This window comes from Pseudomonas sp. BSw22131 (assembly GCF_026810445.1).
Classification (GTDB): Bacteria; Pseudomonadota; Gammaproteobacteria; order Pseudomonadales; family Pseudomonadaceae; genus Aquipseudomonas; species Aquipseudomonas huanghezhanensis.
In genome coordinates this window covers 1,552,026-1,567,477 of sequence record NZ_CP113949.1, presented here as the reverse complement: position 1 = coordinate 1,567,477, position 15,452 = coordinate 1,552,026, and the positions used below count along the sequence as shown (strand labels likewise).

General features: G+C 55.4%; 19 protein-coding genes and 1 pseudogene. 2 read left to right on the top strand and 18 right to left on the bottom strand.

The features are described from left to right. Positions 1-46: 46 nt before the first annotated feature. The 16 genes from queC to OYW20_RS06915 all read right to left on the bottom strand — a co-directional run bounded on the left by queC (position 47) and on the right by OYW20_RS06915 (position 13,638). On the bottom strand, positions 47-721 hold the full coding sequence (gene queC, locus OYW20_RS06990; protein WP_268799982.1) for a 7-cyano-7-deazaguanine synthase QueC: 675 nt from the start codon (positions 719-721) through the stop codon (positions 47-49). A 21-nt stretch (positions 722-742) separates the two neighbouring features. After that, positions 743-1,390, bottom strand: coding sequence for a 7-carboxy-7-deazaguanine synthase QueE (gene queE, locus OYW20_RS06985; RefSeq protein WP_268799981.1), 648 nt, complete (start codon positions 1,388-1,390; stop codon positions 743-745). Positions 1,391-1,565: 175 nt separating this feature from the next. Then, positions 1,566-2,390 (bottom strand): tol-pal system protein YbgF, encoded by an 825-nt coding sequence (ybgF, locus tag OYW20_RS06980; protein ID WP_268799980.1) that lies wholly within the window; start codon positions 2,388-2,390, stop codon positions 1,566-1,568. A 6-nt stretch (positions 2,391-2,396) separates the two neighbouring features. Next, positions 2,397-2,897, bottom strand: a complete 501-nt coding sequence (gene pal, locus OYW20_RS06975; protein ID WP_268799979.1) for a peptidoglycan-associated lipoprotein Pal — start codon at positions 2,895-2,897, stop codon at positions 2,397-2,399. Positions 2,898-2,949: 52 nt separating this feature from the next. Then, positions 2,950-4,200 carry a Tol-Pal system beta propeller repeat protein TolB gene (tolB, locus tag OYW20_RS06970; RefSeq protein ID WP_268799978.1) on the bottom strand — a complete coding sequence of 417 codons (1,251 nt, stop codon included), beginning with the start codon at positions 4,198-4,200 and terminating at the stop codon, positions 2,950-2,952. 47 nt (positions 4,201-4,247) lie between these two features. Beyond that, positions 4,248-5,327 carry a cell envelope integrity protein TolA gene (tolA, locus tag OYW20_RS06965; protein WP_268799977.1) on the bottom strand — a complete coding sequence of 360 codons (1,080 nt, stop codon included), beginning with the start codon at positions 5,325-5,327 and terminating at the stop codon, positions 4,248-4,250. Then, positions 5,327-5,791 carry a protein TolR gene (tolR, locus tag OYW20_RS06960; protein ID WP_408005476.1) on the bottom strand — a complete coding sequence of 155 codons (465 nt, stop codon included), beginning with the start codon at positions 5,789-5,791 and terminating at the stop codon, positions 5,327-5,329. Before tolR ends, tolA begins: the two co-directional genes overlap by 1 nt. 14 nt (positions 5,792-5,805) lie before the next feature. Further along, complete coding sequence (gene tolQ / locus OYW20_RS06955) at positions 5,806-6,501, bottom strand: protein TolQ (protein WP_268799976.1); 696 nt, start codon at positions 6,499-6,501, stop codon at positions 5,806-5,808. Continuing rightward, complete coding sequence (gene ybgC, locus OYW20_RS06950) at positions 6,491-6,958, bottom strand: tol-pal system-associated acyl-CoA thioesterase (RefSeq protein WP_268799975.1); 468 nt, start codon at positions 6,956-6,958, stop codon at positions 6,491-6,493. Before ybgC ends, tolQ begins: the two co-directional genes overlap by 11 nt. Before the next feature lie 138 nt (positions 6,959-7,096). After that, positions 7,097-8,155: a Holliday junction branch migration DNA helicase RuvB gene (ruvB, locus tag OYW20_RS06945; RefSeq protein ID WP_268799974.1), complete on the bottom strand. Its 1,059-nt coding sequence runs from the start codon at positions 8,153-8,155 to the stop codon at positions 7,097-7,099. Next, positions 8,156-8,764, bottom strand: coding sequence for a Holliday junction branch migration protein RuvA (gene ruvA, locus OYW20_RS06940; RefSeq protein ID WP_268799972.1), 609 nt, complete (start codon positions 8,762-8,764; stop codon positions 8,156-8,158). A gap of 111 nt (positions 8,765-8,875) precedes the next feature. After that, positions 8,876-9,400, bottom strand: coding sequence for a crossover junction endodeoxyribonuclease RuvC (gene ruvC / locus OYW20_RS06935; protein ID WP_268799971.1), 525 nt, complete (start codon positions 9,398-9,400; stop codon positions 8,876-8,878). Between the two features lie 124 nt (positions 9,401-9,524). Then, complete coding sequence (locus OYW20_RS06930) at positions 9,525-10,271, bottom strand: YebC/PmpR family DNA-binding transcriptional regulator (RefSeq protein ID WP_268799970.1); 747 nt, start codon at positions 10,269-10,271, stop codon at positions 9,525-9,527. A 128-nt stretch (positions 10,272-10,399) separates the two neighbouring features. Next, positions 10,400-12,175, bottom strand: a complete 1,776-nt coding sequence (gene aspS / locus OYW20_RS06925) for an aspartate--tRNA ligase (protein WP_268799969.1) — start codon at positions 12,173-12,175, stop codon at positions 10,400-10,402. 282 nt (positions 12,176-12,457) lie between these two features. Further along, positions 12,458-12,799 (bottom strand): ribbon-helix-helix domain-containing protein, encoded by a 342-nt coding sequence (locus OYW20_RS06920; protein ID WP_268799968.1) that lies wholly within the window; start codon positions 12,797-12,799, stop codon positions 12,458-12,460. Between the two features lie 365 nt (positions 12,800-13,164). Beyond that, a complete protein-coding gene (locus OYW20_RS06915; protein ID WP_268799967.1) occupies positions 13,165-13,638 on the bottom strand; it encodes a Dps family protein in 474 nt (157 codons plus the stop codon). 454 nt (positions 13,639-14,092) lie between these two features. Here OYW20_RS06915 and OYW20_RS26115 point away from each other — a divergent pair. Next, positions 14,093-14,368: pseudogene (locus tag OYW20_RS26115) on the top strand (cold shock domain-containing protein membrane protein); the annotation flags it as partial. Between the two features lie 108 nt (positions 14,369-14,476). Further along, positions 14,477-14,698, top strand: a complete 222-nt coding sequence (locus OYW20_RS26110) for a cold shock domain-containing protein (protein WP_004667445.1) — start codon at positions 14,477-14,479, stop codon at positions 14,696-14,698. Between the two features lie 104 nt (positions 14,699-14,802). On the opposite strand, the gene OYW20_RS06905 is transcribed toward OYW20_RS26110, so the two are convergent. Both OYW20_RS06905 and OYW20_RS06900 read right to left on the bottom strand, forming a co-directional pair. After that, the gene (locus OYW20_RS06905) at positions 14,803-15,009 is read right to left on the bottom strand and encodes a SlyX family protein (RefSeq protein ID WP_268799966.1); all 207 of its coding nucleotides are present in this window, start codon (positions 15,007-15,009) and stop codon (positions 14,803-14,805) included. Beyond that, positions 15,006-15,437 carry an HIT domain-containing protein gene (locus tag OYW20_RS06900; protein WP_268801070.1) on the bottom strand — a complete coding sequence of 144 codons (432 nt, stop codon included), beginning with the start codon at positions 15,435-15,437 and terminating at the stop codon, positions 15,006-15,008. The genes OYW20_RS06905 and OYW20_RS06900 overlap by 4 nt, the downstream gene beginning before the upstream one ends. Positions 15,438-15,452 lie beyond the last annotated feature (15 nt).

Here is a 15,452-nt window from a genome sequence, read left to right as displayed (position 1 = left end):
ATATTACTGATTTTTCTCAGTAATTCAACACCTGATTTGAAATAATTTAAAAATAACGCGTTGGGTCGCTCACGCCCGCCGTGGAAAAGCCTTCCGCACGCAGACGGCAGCTGTCGCATTTGCCGCAAGCACGCCCTTGATCATCTGCCTGATAGCAAGAGACGGTCAGCCCGTAATCGACGCCCAGGCGTACCCCAGCTTTGACGATATCGGCCTTGCTCATATTCTGCAGCGGGGCCTGAATGGTGAAGCCCTGCCCTTCTACGCCAGCCTTGGTGGCAAGGTTAGCCATCCGCTCGAACGACTCGATGAATTCTGGACGGCAATCAGGATAGCCGGAGTAATCCACAGCGTTCACACCGATAAAGATGTCACGCGCGCCCAGCACCTCGGCCCAGCCCAGCGCCAGTGAAAGGAAAACCGTATTACGCGCCGGGACGTAAGTCACCGGGATTCCTTCACTCGGAGTTTCTGGCACGTCGATGCTGCTGTCAGTCAATGCAGAGCCACCAATGCCATTGAGGTTAAGACCGATAACCTTGTGCTCTACAACGTCAAGATCACTCGCTACGCGCGCTGCCGCGTCCAGCTCTGCGCGATGACGCTGCCCGTAATCGAAGCTCATCGTGTAGCAGGCGTAACCATCGGCACGCGCCATGGCAACGACGGTGGCCGAATCCAGTCCACCCGACAACAGGATAACTGCTTTTTTCTCGTTCATTGTTTGCTCACTCATTTCAGCTCAACGCCCCGGCTCGTCGTTCCAGAGAATCTTGTGCAGCTGCAATTGCAGCCTTACTGGCAAATTATCAGCCACAATCCAGTCGGCCAGATCTCTGACATTCAGGTCGCGGTGTACAGGGGAGAACAGCACTTCGCCAGCGCGCCGGTCTAGACCGTACTGAATGATTTTGGATACAGCCCAGTCGTAATCTTCTCTCGAACAGATAACGAACTTGATCTGATCGTTGGCATTCAGCAGCTCGATATTTTCGTACCGATTGCGGGCGACTTCTTTCGATCCGGGTGTTTTAAGATCAACCACGCGGCTGACGCGAGGATCCACCTTCGAAATATCAAGCGCGCCGCTGGTTTCAAGCGAAACTTCGTAACCCGCATCGCACAGACGCTTGAGCAAAGGAATCGCATTGGGCTGCGCAAGTGGCTCGCCGCCCGTAACGCAGACATAACGAGGTCGAAAGCTGGCAACCTGCTCAACAAGCGAATCCAGTGTCTGGATTGTGCCGCCGGTAAAGGCGTATTCACTGTCGCAATAGCCGCAACGTAAAGGGCAACCCGTCAGGCGCACAAACACGGTGGGCAAGCCAGCGGTTCGTGTTTCACCCTGCAACGAGTAAAAGACTTCGGTGATGCGTAATGTATCTTGCATAGGGGGCCACGGGCGTAACGGCTAAACAGGCCATCCGCCTCCGTCAGGCACTTCAGGGCGTCCTGCGCATGCAGAATACAAAGAAGCGAAATCAATACCGGAATTTCGGGGGTGGAATTCTAACGAAAAAAGCCGCGCAAAGCGCGGCTTTCTTGAATCGGAGGTCAGACTCTGATCAAAGACGCTGCAGATCTCTCTGAGCCAACTGGGCTGCTGAAGTGCCTGGGTATTGAGCAACAACCTGCTGCAGAATGCCCTTCACCTTGTCTGTATGGCCAAGACGGCGCTCTACATCAGCCAGCTTGTACAGAGAATCAGGCACCTTGGCGTGCTTCGGGTAGTTTTGACTAACCTTGGCAAATGCTTGCCCTGCACCTTGAAGATCGCCTTTGGCAAGGTTCACTTCGCCCAGCCAATATTGGGCATTACCTGCGTATTGGCTGTTGGGATATTTGCGAAGAAACGCGGTAAAAGCCTGACTGGCCTTATCGAAATCCTTGGCTTTGATCAGATCGAAAGCGGCTTCGTAGTAGAGCTTTTCTTTAGCCGGATCAGGCGGCTCGGTGCCCGCCTGAGGTGCCTGCGCTCCAGCGGGAGCTGCGGGCGTTCCGCCGGCATTGACGCCGCCGTCGGAAGAAGAATTATTGGCAGCCGGTGCAGCAGCGGGTGCGCCGCCAGCGCCTATACGCGAATCCAGATCCTGATAGCGCTCGAGCGCTTGTTGCTTCATTTGCTGGATATCGTTCTGCTGGACTTCGACAATTCCGCGCAAGCGCGAAATCTCATCCTGCATTTGTTGCAACTGCATGAACAGCTGACCTTGCGCCGAGGGCTGAGCCGTAGCCCCGCCCCCGGCGTAGGCGCCGGACGTACCATAACCCGATGGCGGATAACTGCTGCCAGCAGAGCCAGAGTTGTTATCGACCACAGGAACCGCACCCCACGCAGCAAGCGGGAGGGTGAGAGCCAAAACGGTTAGAGCACGGCGGCACGTTCGCATGTCAAATTACTTACGCAGTTCGACGCGACGGTTTTGAGCCCAGGATTGCTCGTCGTTGCCGGTAGCAACTGGACGCTCTTCACCGTAGGACACAACTTCCAGCTGAGCTGGCGAAACGCCTTGCAGAACAAGGTAGCGTTGAACGGCTTTCGCACGACGCTCGCCCAGAGCCATGTTGTACTCACGAGTACCACGTTCGTCGGTGTTGCCTTCCAGAACTACGCGAGCGCCATTGCCTTTCAGGTCTTTGGCGTGAACGTCCAGAGCGCGCATGGCTTCTGGTTTCAGGTCCGAACTGTCGTATTCGAAATAGAAGGTGGTGATTGCGCGCAGAGCAGCTTCTTCGCTCAGGCTGCCATCAACAGCACCAGAGTTAGCGCCGTAACCAGCGTTTGGATCTACAGCAGCGCCTTCACCGGCGTTATCGCCGCCTTTGGACGAGCAACCTACAGCTACAGCCATGGCCAGAGCCAGCGCAGCAAATTTACCAAACTTCAGCATTTCCATCGTGAAACTCCTAATGAACCCCAGTGTGTTAAGTAAAACGTATAGCGCCGCGTCAGTTCAGGTAAGGGGACCAGGAAGGTTCTCTGACTTCGCCTTGTGCGGTAGGAAGCGGGAGCCTTACGCGTCCATTAATGGACACGAGCATCAAGACTCCCCGGCCCTGCTGGCGGGTGGCGTAGATTACCATGGTGCCGTTGGGCGCAACAGTAGGCGACTCATCAAGGTTGCTGTCTGTGAGGATTTTAACGCTACCGCGCTGCAAATCCTGGGCTGCAACCTTGAAGTTTGTGAACCCATCTTGACGATGAATCATCACAAGCGTTTTTTCATCAGCCGATAACTTAGGGTTAGCGTTGTAATTACCGATAAAAGTCACACGCTCTGCACCACCACCATTGATGCTGGTTTTGTAGATTTGTGGTTTGCCACCACGGTCAGACGTGAAATAAATGGTTGAACCGTCTTTACCGAAGAAGGGTTCGGTATCGATAGCAGAATCATTGGTCACGCGGCTGATTTGACGGGATGCTACGTTCATCACGTAGATTTCCGGGTTGCCGTCTTTGGACAATACGAATGCCAGCTTGGTGCCATCCGGAGACCACGCTGGAGCGCCGTTCAGGCCTTCAAAGTTGGTCACTTGCTCACGACGGCCGGTGTCGATGTGCTGGATGAAGATACGCGGACGCTTTTGCTCGAACGAGACATAGGCGATGCGCTTCCCATCAGGCGCGAAACGCGGAGACAGGATCGGCTCACGTGATTGCAGCAATGTCACCGCACGTGCACCGTCATAGTCGGAACGCTGCAACGTATAACGCGTGTTCATCCCGCCAAAACGCTCGGCAGTGACATACAGAATGCGAGTCGAAAACGCACCTTTGATACCGGTCAGTTTTTCGAACGACTGGTCAGCAATGTAGTGCGACATGTCGCGCAACTGGTCCGCTGTGCCCGATACGTTACCGGTCAATACTTGCTGTTCAGTGGCAACGTTGAACAATGCGTACTGCACCTGCAAACGGCCGCCAGCAGGCGTGATGTTGCCCACCATCACGTATTGCGCGCCGAGCGCTTTCCAGTCACGGAAAATGACTTCGCTTGCCTGGGTAGGCAGGCTGATCATGTTCTGCTTGGGAATAGGCGTGTAGTAGCCGGAGTTCAGCATGTCGTTGCTGATGATCGACGACATGTCTTCCGGCAACACGCTGCCGCCCTGCCACCCGAAGGGTACAACAGCAATCGGCGTAGCACGGTCACTGCCGCTTGTAACCAGAATGTTCTTTTCGTCGGCAGCGGCCATACCCGCGGCGCAACAAAGAACGACAAGCAATCCTCGAAGAATGTTAATCACAAGGCTAGATCCTCAGGTGTGAATGTCATCTTGAATGACCGGTAAGGTGCGAAATCAGAAGGTTTCAGACCCTGCATTTCTGTCAAACGACCAATGTTCTTGACTGCTGCGACCGCCGAACTGTCGAAAGGTCCGTCGCCGCTTGCCTTGGCAACCGTAACCGACGTGATCGTACCATCCGGCAACATGCCAATTTGCAAGACTACCGTCATGCCCTTGCGCGCTGAAGGAGGACGAGCCCAGCCTTCTGCGGCACGCGAACGAATCAGATCGTCGAAACTGCCCGCTGTCTCATCGCCCCGCTCATCGGCCAACGCCTGTTGACGCTCAGGCTTATCGGAAAGCAAATCAGCCAAAGCCTGCGCCTTCTTGTCTTCCGCCGATTTACGCGCTGCTTCCTGAGCCTTCTTGGCAGAGTCTGCGGCGGCCTTCTTCTTACTGTCTTCAGCCGCTTTTTTCTTCGCGTCATCGGCAGCTTGTTTCTTGGCATCTTCAGCGGCTTTTTTCTTCGCGTCGTCGGCAGCCTGCTTTTTGGCTTCTTCAGCGGCGGCGCGCTTGGCGTCTTCTTCGGCCTTTTTCTTGGCGTCGTCTTCAGCTTTCTTTTTGGCTATATCAGCGATTTGCTTCTCTTCAACCGCTTTTTTGGCGTCGTCCGCTTTCTTGGCCTCGGCCTTCTTGGCGTCATCCGCCTTTTTAGCCTCGTCAGCCTTCTTGGTTTCCTCGGTCTTCTGTTCCTGGGCTTTTTGAGCAGCGTCCTCTTTCTTTTGTTCCGCCGCTTTCACCGCTTCCTGCTTCTCCTGCTCAACTTTTTTCTGCTCCATCTGCTCGACTTCGGTCTGTCGCGCAGCGGATTTTTTTGCCTCACCGGCAAGCTTCTGGTTGGTCTGGATCGTTGCCTGGCTTTTAGACTTCAACTGGTACAACGTCGCCTGGACTATCGGCTTTGCTTCAGGCAACTCCGGCGTCATGGCGAAGCTGACGAAGAGCAGGCCGAAAATCAGCACATGCAGTGCCCCAGCCCAGACTGCTGGCCAGAAATAGCTTTCCGAGGCTGTCGGCTCTCGAATTGGCTGCATCAGGGGGCCTCAGTAATCAAACCAACGTTCCCGACCCCGGCTTTCTGCAATCCACCCATCGTGCCCATGACTGCGCCGTAGTCGACCGTCTTGTCGCCACGGATGAAAACCTGAGTCTGTTTGCCAGCTTCACGGCCGGCAGCGATGATCTTGGTGACAGCGCTGGTGAGCTGAGGCAAGGTCATTGCCTTGTCCATCTGCTTGTCGGCATCGACTTCTGTACCCACGTTCCAGTAGTACGTCTTGTCAGCCTTGATCGAAATAGTCAGGACCTGATTGTTGTTGTCCTGCGGCAAGGCCTCACTGGATACCTTGGGCAAATCAACCTTTACACCCTGGTTGATCATCGGCGCGGTCACCATGAAAATGACCAGCAGTACCAACATCACATCGATGTACGGCACCACGTTCATTTCGGCGACCGGCTTGCGTTTTTTTCGTCGATCGCGAGCGATTAAAGCCATTTGGAAATACCTGCTTATTCTTCGCTGGTGTGCACTTTACGGTGCAGGATCGCCTGAAACTCGTCGGCGAATGTGTAGTAACGACCGATCAGGTTTTCACCGCGTGCAGCGAAGCGGTTGTAAGCGATGACTGCCGGGATCGCTGCAAACAGGCCGATAGCAGTAGCGATAAGTGCCTCGGCGATACCCGGTGCAACGGTAGCCAGCGTGGCCTGTTGCGCGGTGGCCAGACCACGGAAGGAGTTCATGATCCCCCAGACGGTACCGAACAAACCGACATACGGACTGGTGGAGCCAACGGTTGCGAGGAACGGCAGGCTTTGCTCGAGCTTTTCTTCTTCGCGGGAGATGGCGACGCGCATGGCACGGGCAACACCCTCCATGACTGCATCAGGATCGACGCCTGGCTGTTGGCGCAAACGCGAGAACTCTTTGAAACCGGCACGGAAGATTTGCTCAACGCCCGAATCCGGGTCCGGGTTGCTGCCTGCCTGGCGATAAAGCTTCGACAGGTCTATGCCAGACCAGAAACGCTCTTCGAAGCTTTCCAGCGCGCGGCGCCCTGCACGCAACATACTGCTGCGCTGAAAAATCATGACCCATGAAGTGACTGAGGCAGCCACCAGGATCAGCATCACCAACTGAACAACCACGCTGGCATTGCTGACCAAACTCCACATGGAGGAATGATCGACGACGTTAGCTTCCACGCTGTATCTCCTGCTCTGATTGTGTACCCGCGCCGCCCTGGTCGGCAAAGGCCGCACGCAGAGCTTCGGGAATGGCCCGGGGTTTCAAACTGTCGGCGCGCACACACGCCACTAAAAACTGCCCTTCACAGAGCAGTACATCATCCGCTGCCCGCCTGACTTGCTGAAGAAAGCGCAGACTGACGCGGTTCAATTCGGTTACTTCGGCGCTGACCAGCAGTTCGTCGTCCAGCCGTGCAGGCTTGTGATAACGGGCCTCACTGGAATGCACGACGAACAACAGGTTCTCACCGGCCAGCGCAGATTGGGCAAACCCCAGTGTCCGCAGCCGCTCGGTACGAGCCCGCTCCATGAATTTCAAGTAATTTACGTAATAGACGATGCCGCCCGCATCGGTGTCCTCGTAATAAACGCGACAGCGATGCGCAAACGACTGACACCCGTTTTGCGCGCGCATACTCTAGTGCTTACTCCTCAGGTTGCCAATCAGGCCAGGCAACTGTTTTTCATAGATTTTGCAGTCAGCCGCGTCAGCGAATCCTCGCGACTGCCCGTCAGACCATGAAACGCGCGAATAAATCGCCCGATGTGACGTTTAATCATCGACCTCATCAACGGGCGTATTCACGGTGGGTAACTCGCCCATGCGTGACGGGATATTGAGGCCGAAATGCAGGTAGGCATGACGTGTCACGACACGCCCACGAGGCGTGCGCATGATATAGCCTTGCTGGATCAAATAGGGTTCGAGCACGTCTTCAATCGTGTGACGCTCTTCACTGATTGCCGCGGCCAGGTTGTCTACCCCCACCGGACCACCGTCGAACTTCTCGATCATGGTCAACAGCAGGCGTCTGTCCTGATGATCAAAACCCCGTTCGTCGACATCCAGCAGGTTCAGCGCAAGATCGGCAATCTCTTTCGTGATCTGGCCCTTGGCTCGTACCTCCGCGAAATCGCGGACGCGACGTAACAGGCGGTTGGCAATACGCGGCGTACCGCGCGCACGACGGGCAATTTCGAACGCACCCGCATCTTCAATGTGCAGCCCGAGGATGCCAGCAGAGCGCGACACAATGATGGCAAGGTCGGCAACGTTATAAAACTCGAGCCGCTGGACGATGCCGAATCGGTCACGTAGCGGATTGGTCAGCATACCGGCGCGAGTCGTTGCGCCGACCAACGTAAAAGGCGGCAGATCAAGCTTGATGGAGCGTGCGGCCGGGCCTTCGCCAATCATGATATCGAGCTGAAAGTCTTCCATTGCCGGATAAAGCACTTCCTCGACGATGGGGGACAAACGATGGATCTCGTCAATGAAGAGCACGTCGTGCGGCTCAAGATTGGTCAGAATCGCAGCAAGATCGCCTGGGCGCTCGAGTACAGGCCCCGAAGTGCTTTTGATCGAGACAGACATCTCCTGAGCGATGATGTTGGCCAGAGTGGTCTTCCCAAGACCCGGCGGACCAAAAATCAGCGTGTGGTCCAGCGCTTCATTACGCCCACGGGCGGCCTGAATAAACAGCTCCATCTGCTCGCGAACGGTGGGCTGGCCGATATAGTCGGCGAGACTCAGCGGCCGGATCGCACGATCCAGTTGCTCGTCGCGGTCACGCCCCCCCGTGGCGGCTATCAGGCGGTCGGCTTCAATCACTTAAACCATCCCCTTCAACGCGCGGCGGATCAAATCTTCACTGCTCAAATTCTTGTCCTTGATGGCGGAAACGGCCTTGCTTGCTTCCTGCGGCTTGTAGCCCAACGAAATAAGCGCGCTGACCGCATCGGATTCGGCGGTCGCTACGGGCACGGCCGCCCCCGGCCCTTCGGACACCAGCCTGAACGATCCCGGCAGAGAATCCCATGCTTTGAAACGATCCTTGAGCTCGACCAGTAATCGCTCTGCGGTCTTTTTACCCACCCCCGGCACGCGGGTCAGGGCCGAGGTGTCCTGAGCCTGCACGCAGCGCACCAGTTCATCGACTTCCAGCGTCGACATCAGCGCCAGCGCCAGTTTCGGACCTACACCGTTAAGACGAATCAGCTCACGGAACATTTCGCGGTCGCGTTTCTCGTAGAAACCGAAAAGCAGGTGAGCGTCTTCACGGACTACAAGATGAGTATGCAGGGTCACCTGCTCGCCCAGATGCGGCAGCCTGTAGAGCGTGGTCATGGGGACCTCGATCTCATAGCCCACGCCTCCGACGTCCAGCACCAGATGAGGCGGTTGTTTCTCGACCAGCGAACCGCGTAAACGTCCAATCACCTATCAGATCCTTATCGATAACCGGGAAGACAACTGCCCGGCTTGACCGTGCTCGCCATGTTTGCAGGACGCGTATGACCTGCAAGTGAAATTTTATGTGCGGATGATGCGTTACAGACGCAAACGCCCACCCCGGCTGCGCGCCGTTGTCAAACCATGGGGAATCAGGCTTGATCGGGTATGCGCATGGCACAGAGCAATCGCCAGCGCATCGGAAGCATCTATCTGGGGCTTTTGCGTCAGCTTCAGCAAGTGCATGACCATCATCATGACCTGCTCTTTGCTAGCACCGCCCGTTCCGGCGACGGCCTGTTTGACTTGGGTCGCCGTGTATTCCGCAATCTCCAGGCCTTCCTCAGCCCCCGCAACGATAGCCGCGCCTCGCGCCTGCCCAAGCTTGAGCGCCGAGTCGGCATTCTTGGCCATGAACACTTTTTCGATGCCCATCGTCACTGGCTCGTAGGTCTGAATAACCTCCCTGACACTTCGAAAAACGATCTGCAGACGCTCGTGCAGCAGACCGCTTCCCGTACGAATACAGCCTGAGGCGACATATTCACAGCCGCGACCGGTATCACGCACAACGCCATAACCGGTAATTCGCGAACCGGGGTCGATACCTAGAATAAGAGTCATAACGCCTGCAGCATGAGAAGTGATGCGCACAATGAAACGCAGCATAAAGGCAGAAGCCGGAGGCCGATAGCGATGAGATGATCATCGCTTCGTTTCTCCGGCTTCAATATCCTGACAAAAACTGTCAGCCAAGCTGCTCCAGCACGTCGTCTGAAATTTCAGCGTTGGAATACACGTTCTGGACGTCGTCCAGGTCCTCGAGCATATCAATCAGCTTGAGAACCTTTTCCGCCATCTCAAGATCAAGCACGGCACTGGTGGTGGGCTGCATCACGATTTCAGCATCGACCGCATTGAAACCAGCAGCTTCAATCGCATTGCGTACTGCGTAGAAACCCGAAAACGAGGTAAACACGTCAATCGAGCCGTCTTCGTTGGTCGCGATATCGTCGGCATCTGCCTCCATCGCAGCTTCGGTGAGAGAGTCCTCATCGACGCCAGCGGCAAACGATATCTGCCCCTTGCGCTCGAACAGGTAAGCCACCGATCCATCCGTCCCGAGATTGCCGCCGCACTTGCTGAACGCGTGACGAACAGCTGCAGCCGTACGATTACGGTTGTCGGTCATTGTTTCGACCATGATCGCTACACCGCCAGGGCCATAGCCTTCATAACCGAGCTCTTCGACATCATTGCCATCGTCAGCGCCGACACCCCGCGCGACCGCACGATCAATCGTGTCACGGGTCATGTTTGCGCCCAACGCCTTGTCCAGCGCCAGACGCAGACGAGGGTTGGAGCCTGGATCTGCGCCACCCTGACGGGCAGCAACGGTCAACTCACGGATCCACTTGGTGAAAATCTTGCCCTTCTTGGCATCCTGACGCTCTTTGCGGTGCTTTATGTTCGCCCACTTGGAATGACCAGCCATAACACGCTCCAAACCCTGAAACACGAACGCCAGCGACCTGATGAATCAAGCGCCGACGCTTTACTCAACACGGACCTTTACAAGCCAAGGATCAGGACGCACCGCCATCGCGCCGCGCCCTCCCCCGCTTATTCTGCTTTTGGCTGTTCGCGCAGACGGATGTGCAACTCGCGCAACGCCTTTGCATCGACTACACCCGGCGCCTGGGTCATGACATCTGCAGCGCTCTGGGTTTTCGGGAACGCGATGACTTCGCGGATGGACTGCGCGCCGGTCATCAGCATGACCAGACGATCCAGACCAAATGCCAGACCGCCGTGCGGCGGTGCACCGTATTTCAATGCATCGAGCAGGAAGCCGAACTTCTCTTGTTGCTCGTCTTCAGCGATACCCAGCAGACGGAACACTGCTTGCTGCATCTCTTTGCGGTGGATACGAATCGAACCACCTCCCAGCTCGGTGCCGTTCAGCACCATGTCGTAGGCGCGAGACAAGGCTGTAGCCGGGTTGGCTTCCAGCTCTTCTGGCGAGCACTTGGGTGCAGTAAACGGGTGGTGTAACGCAGAGAAGCTGCCGTCTTCGTTTTCTTCGAACATCGGGAAGTCGATAACCCACATTGGGGCCCATTCGCACGTATGCAGGTTCAGATCGTTACCGACCTTGATGCGCAATGCACCGAGGGCTTCACTGACAACTTTGAACTTGTCTGCACCGAAGAACACGATGTCGCCGTCCACTGCACCGACGCGATCAAGGATCACGTTCAGGCTGGCTTCAGGGATGTTCTTGACGATTGGCGATTGCAGACCTTCAACGCCTTTGGCGCGCTCGTTGACCTTGATGTACGCAAGGCCCTTGGCGCCGTAGATGCCGACGAACTTGGTGTAATCGTCAATCTTGCTGCGTGGCATGGTAGCCCCGCCCGGAACACGCAATGCGGTGACCCGGCATTTCGGATCGTTGGCCGGGCCACTGAACACCTTGAACTCAACGTCCTTGAGCTGATCGGCAACGTCTACGAGCTCAAGCGGGTTACGCAGGTCTGGCTTGTCGGAACCGAAACGACGCATCGCTTCTTCGAAAGTCATGTGCGGGAAGTCACCGAACTCCAGATCCAGGACTTCTTTGAACAGTTTGCGAATCATGGTTTCGGTGACGCCCATGATTTCGGTTTCGTTCATGAAGCTGGTTTCGATGTCGATCTGGGTGAATTCAGGCTGACGATCCGCGCGCAAGTCTTCATCACGGAAGCATTTGGCAATCTGGTAGTAACGATCGAACCCGGCGACCATCAGCAGTTGTTTGAATAGCTGAGGCGACTGCGGCAAGGCGAAGAAACTGCCGGCGTGAGTACGGCTCGGCACCAGATAGTCACGTGCGCCTTCTGGGGTAGCACGGGTAAGAATCGGCGTTTCGACGTCGAGGAAACCGTTGCCGTCGAGGAATCCGCGGATGCTGGAGGTAATGCGTGAACGCAGACGCAGCTTCTCGGCCATTTCCGGGCGACGCAAGTCGATGAAGCGGTAACGCAGGCGGGTTTCTTCGCCGACGTCTGAATATTCGTTCAAAGGGAAGGGAGGAGTCTCGGACTCGTTCAGTACTTCCAGTTCATATCCCAGCACTTCAATGGCACCGGATGCCATGTTTGCGTTACCGGCGCCAGCAGGACGGGCACGGACCTTGCCGGTGACCTTGACTACGTATTCGCTGCGAACACGGTCAGCCGCAGCAAAAGTGTCTGCACGATCAGGGTCGAAAACCACTTGAGCCAGACCTTCACGATCGCGAATGTCGAGGAAGATCACACCTCCATGGTCGCGACGGCGATGGACCCATCCGCACAGGGTGACTTCTTGACCTTCCAGGCTCTCGTTGAGTTGGCCGCAATAATGGCTGCGCATCATGATCGTGTTTTCACTTCTCGTAATTCGAATTCAGTGGAACTCTCGTCAGCACGCGTGGCATGGCGCGAGAGCCTTGGCTGCAGTTAAAACCCGACTAAACCCGACGGTTTGTACCTGCGTTCCAGAGTAGGCGGAGGATTATATAGGGTTAATCAAGGCTGTGCAGCCGCGCAGATGGATCGTCGCGTGGACGATCACTGCGCGACCGGACGTGAGCGCAGGTCGGCCCACACGATTCAGGCTCGCCGACCTGTGTCCAGACAAATTAGCGATCAGCAAATTTCAGGCTTTCGACAACTGCAACTCTTCAGTCTTCAGGACATGCGCTACACAGACGACGCGTATCAGCCCGCTGAAGTTTTTGACGCCTCCGTGCCTTAAATGCACTTCCCGGTCTACGTACGAAAGAACGGAATTGACGGAGCACCGGTTAAGCCGGGCGATCTCGGACAAGATATTCCAGTAAACCTCTTCAAGGCGCAAACATGTAGCCAAACCGTTCAGCCGCACGGAACGCGCGTGAGGCTGGGCGAGTTCCATATCGAACCCTTCGACGAACGGGTCACTCCTGATGCTGATACTTCCACCTAAATCTCCAACCTCTCGGTTTGATCCTCTAACCATAACACCTCCAATATCTCGATAATTGACCCATATTCAAGTTAACACCACACATACTGAACAGATCGCTATCAAGCCTTATTCAGAAATAGTTATCCAGCAGGCATAGCGCATGGACGTTGTAGGAGAAAACCGTTTCTACCAGCGGAATAGTGTGTAAAGAACAGCGGGGATTATCAAAATCGAGCAACGACGGTAAATATTTATATTCAAGACAAATAATGACCATATAACTTGCAGAAAATTAAGAACCTTATTTAATTAATGCACGCAATCGAAGTCATGGACCAGCCGACCTGAGAGTGGCAGGTCGGCATGGCTCTGTTACGTTGGCGAGCGGCGACCGGCGCTACCCGCCGACAGCGGTATTACTTGGTTTCCAGCATGGAGCGCAGCATCCACGCGGTTTTCTCGTGCACTTGCATACGCTGAGTCAACAGGTCGGCAGTGGGCTCGTCGCTGACTTTGTCCAGCAAAGGGAATATTCCGCGAGCTGTACGTGTAACTGCTTCCTGGCCATGTACCAGCGAGCGAATCATGTCCTCTGCGCTCGGCACACCCTCTTCTTCCTTGATGGTCGAAAGACGGGCGTAAGTTGAATAAGTGCCCGGAGCAGGGAAACCCAGCGCGCGAATACGCTCGGCGATAGAATCCACAGCCAGGGCAAGTTCGTTGTATTGCTCTTCAAACATCAGATGCAGGGTACGGAACATCGGACCGCTGACATTCCAGTGAAAGTTGTGAGTCTTAAGATAAAGCACATAGGTATCAGCCAACAGGCACGAAAGACCGTCTACGATCGACTTGCGATCTTCTTCGCTGATACCGATATCGATTGCCATGTTTCTTCCCCTTTGGATGGTGATGTTTTACAACCAGTTCCCGGTCACTCTACCAAGAGCGCAGCGCAAACGCAGCCATCCATCGGTAATGCTTAGCGCTTGCCGCACTGATCAAAACGGATCGAGCCAAGACTGCCAGCGCCGTAGTCCCGCCAACGGCGCCACGTCCGGCATGCCTGAACACTCGGCAACCGCTCTGGGATACCCTCCCGGAGCAAGCTCGCCAAATTCAAGTCAACAGACCAGCAACCCGCTACCTCAGCGGCGCTAAGCGCTTGATTTGAGTAGCTCTCGGCTTTGCTGTTAAATACACCGCGTGTCGCTATCGATTTGCCTACCGGCGATAGCGCATAGGCTGGCCAGACCCTAGTGCATCACGCCTTCCATATTTCAGAAGCGTACCGAAGGTCACCCGCTATTTCCTTGTGATCCGTCTTAATGTGAGTTAGTCAAAATGTTGAAAATTGTTCACCTGCTAACCGGTGCAGCGGCTTTGCTGCTGTCGTTCATACCCGGCCTTCGTAGCGAAGCGCTGGCTTCTTACCTGTCCCAACCTGATGCGCTGTACCTGGCGTTTTTTGGTTTGCTTAATCTTGTGCTCGCCCCAGTGATCCCCTATTGGAACAGAGGACCACGCCACCAATTGCAAAATCTTGTCAGCGCCCTGCTTATCCTGGCCGTCGTACTTCAAACCATGATCCTGCTCATCCCACTTGAAACGATTGCTGGCCAACCCGCTATTCTGGTCAGCCTGACAGCCGTTGTCATCGCTGTAGCCTTGCATCTTGCGGTCAGTTTTTACCGGTCCTCACCTGCCCCTGCTTCTCAGGGCCAGGACTTGGGCAACCGCGATACCGGTACCGTGAAGTGGTTCAACACATCCAAAGGGTTTGGCTTTATCTCACGCGACTCTGGCGACGATATTTTTGTGCATTTCCGCGCCATTCGCGGAGAAGGCCACCGCGTCCTGGTCGAAGGCCAACGCGTCGAGTTTTCTGTGATGAACCGCGACAAAGGACTTCAGGCCGAAGACGTCATCGCTGCACTGCCTCGCCGCTAACGGCGAGACGCTTTAAAAAAACCGCGCTCCTTTAAAGGGCGCGGTTTTTTTTGGTGAGCCGGGCTGCTCGCTCCAGTGAGACGTGTGATCGAGCCGCTTAATGCTTAATAATGAGGAGGCGGTGCTTCCTCTTCTGACTCTTCGAACTGCCCACCCATTTCATCCTGACGCTTGATCAACGCAGCGACCTGCCTCTGCAACCTGTCAAGCATGCGTTGCTGAACCACCAGAACGTCGTTCAGTGCCTGAATGGTGTCGTCCTGAAACGCCAGCCGGGTTTCAAGCTCGGTCACCCGAGCATCAACATTCATACTGGCTCCGGTGCGAAGCTGAAGTCTTCTGTCAGCACTTCTTTCAGTTGTTGAATGAGGGCAGCCGCCTGATCACCCGAATACGGTTTGGCAGGATGACGGCCCCAGACCGGCGCAGGCCATGCAACATCGGTGCGATAACGCACGATGACATGCATGTGTAGCTGACTCACAACATTGCCAAGTGCCGCGACATTGAGTTTGTCGGCCTTGAACGCCGCCTTGAGCACACTGGAGAGCATGGTCGTCTCTTTCAAGAGTTGCAGCTGATCTGCTTCGGACAATTCGAATACTTCGGTGACGGCCGCACGGCGAGGCACCAAAATAAACCACGGATAATTCGAATCATTGGACAACAGCAACCTGCACAGTGGGAAATCTCCCACAGCCAATGTGTCTTGCATCAACCGCGAATCTAAGACAAACACATGCAACTCCTGATC

Excerpts from the sequence above, each read along its gene's own strand:
- queC (WP_268799982.1), bottom strand. The coding sequence starts at position 721 with ATGAACGAGAAAAAAGCAGTTATCCTGTTGTCGGGTGGACTGGATTCG.
- tolA (WP_268799977.1), bottom strand. The coding sequence starts at position 5,327 with ATGCAGCCAATTCGAGAGCCGACAGCCTCGGAAAGCTATTTCTGGCCA.
- ybgF (WP_268799980.1), bottom strand. The coding sequence starts at position 2,390 with ATGCGAACGTGCCGCCGTGCTCTAACCGTTTTGGCTCTCACCCTCCCG.
- OYW20_RS06915 (WP_268799967.1), bottom strand. The coding sequence starts at position 13,638 with ATGGCAATCGATATCGGTATCAGCGAAGAAGATCGCAAGTCGATCGTA.
- pal (WP_268799979.1), bottom strand. The coding sequence starts at position 2,897 with ATGGAAATGCTGAAGTTTGGTAAATTTGCTGCGCTGGCTCTGGCCATG.
- ruvC (WP_268799971.1), bottom strand. The coding sequence starts at position 9,400 with ATGACTCTTATTCTAGGTATCGACCCCGGTTCGCGAATTACCGGTTAT.
- aspS (WP_268799969.1), bottom strand. The coding sequence starts at position 12,175 with ATGATGCGCAGCCATTATTGCGGCCAACTCAACGAGAGCCTGGAAGGT.
- tolR (WP_408005476.1), bottom strand. The coding sequence starts at position 5,791 with ATGGCTTTAATCGCTCGCGATCGACGAAAAAAACGCAAGCCGGTCGCC.
- OYW20_RS06920 (WP_268799968.1), bottom strand. The coding sequence starts at position 12,799 with ATGGTTAGAGGATCAAACCGAGAGGTTGGAGATTTAGGTGGAAGTATC.
- OYW20_RS06905 (WP_268799966.1), bottom strand. The coding sequence starts at position 15,009 with ATGAATGTTGATGCTCGGGTGACCGAGCTTGAAACCCGGCTGGCGTTT.
- ybgC (WP_268799975.1), bottom strand. The coding sequence starts at position 6,958 with ATGCGCGCGCAAAACGGGTGTCAGTCGTTTGCGCATCGCTGTCGCGTT.
- tolB (WP_268799978.1), bottom strand. The coding sequence starts at position 4,200 with ATGGCCGCTGCCGACGAAAAGAACATTCTGGTTACAAGCGGCAGTGAC.
- queE (WP_268799981.1), bottom strand. The coding sequence starts at position 1,390 with ATGCAAGATACATTACGCATCACCGAAGTCTTTTACTCGTTGCAGGGT.
- OYW20_RS06930 (WP_268799970.1), bottom strand. The coding sequence starts at position 10,271 with ATGGCTGGTCATTCCAAGTGGGCGAACATAAAGCACCGCAAAGAGCGT.